Source organism: Actinosynnema sp. NPDC023658 (assembly GCF_040639995.1).
GTDB lineage: Bacteria > Actinomycetota > Actinomycetes > Mycobacteriales > Pseudonocardiaceae > Actinosynnema.
In genome coordinates this window covers 1-1,160 of sequence record NZ_JBFAAX010000872.1, presented here as the reverse complement: position 1 = coordinate 1,160, position 1,160 = coordinate 1, and the positions used below count along the sequence as shown (strand labels likewise).

Here is a 1,160-nt window from a genome sequence, read left to right as displayed (position 1 = left end):
GGTACGTCGACGACTTCACCGACCACTGCCCCGAGGTGGACGTGGTGTGCGGCTGGTCGTTCGGCGGCGCGCTGGCCTGGGAGATCGGCTGCCTGCTGACCGAGCGGGGCGACCGGCCGGTGGCGGTGCTGATCGACTCGACGTGGCCGGAGGAGGTGTACGGCGAGGCCGCGCCCGCCGAGGTGCTGCACGGGTTCGTCCGCGACGCGCTGAAGTCCGGCGGGGAGGACGGCGAGTTCCGGGCGGAGACCGAGGCCGAGGCGGCCGAGCTGCTGGGCATGGACGTCGAGACGTTCTCGGAGCGCTTCCAGATCTTCGCCCACAACCGGCGCCTCGTCGGCAAGTGGCGGCCGACGCCGGGCGGACTGGACGTCGTGTCGGTGCGCGCGGTGGAGTCCCTCAAGTCCGACTGGCGCACCGCGACCTCCGGCACCGTCGAGTTCGAAGACCTGCCGGGCGAGCACTACGGCCTGCTCAGGGCGCCCGGCAACCTCGCGGCGATCGAGAAGACGATCAGGAGCGCCTTGTCCAGGACCGCGGTCACCCCGGACCCGCCGGCGGTCGACGAGGTCGACGAGTCTGCCCTGGTCGCCTCGCTCGCGGAGCTCGTCGCCCAGCCCCGGTGGCGCGACCTCGTGATCCGCGCCAGGCGGATGGATCCCGCCGCCATCACCGAGGCCTACCGGGAACTCGGCCGCCGCGGCCTGCTCGCGCCGGACTGGCCGGTCGAGTTCGGCGGCTCGGGGCTGTCGACCCGGGTGGGCACCGAGCTGTTCGAGCGGTTCACCGCGACCGGCCTGCCGGACCTCGTCCACGCGCTCACCGTGCAGATCGTCGGCTACTTCGTGCTCAAGTCCGGTTCGGACCGGCTCAAGCGCGACCTGCTCCCGCGCCTCGGCCGCGGCGAGGAGTTCGCCACCGTGCTGTACAGCGAACCGCGCGCGGGCAGCGACCTCGCCTCGCTGCGGACGCGGGCGGAACGGCGCGGCGACCGGTACGTCCTCAACGGCGTCAAGGTGTTCAGCATCTACAGCGACATCGCGGGCTCGGCGCTGGTGGCGGCGCGGACCGACCCGGACGGCCACAAGTACGACGGCATCACGTTGTTCGTCATCGACATGAAGGCCGAGGGCGTCCGCGTCGAACTCGTCGAGTCGATC

The 1,160-nt window shown here is 72.2% G+C and carries 1 protein-coding gene; it reads left to right on the top strand.

All coding sequences use genetic code 11. From position 1 onward, the window contains the following. Positions 1-1,160: acyl-CoA dehydrogenase family protein (locus AB0G02_RS35810; protein ID WP_360803576.1), on the top strand; the 1,160-nt coding region annotated here is incomplete at both ends.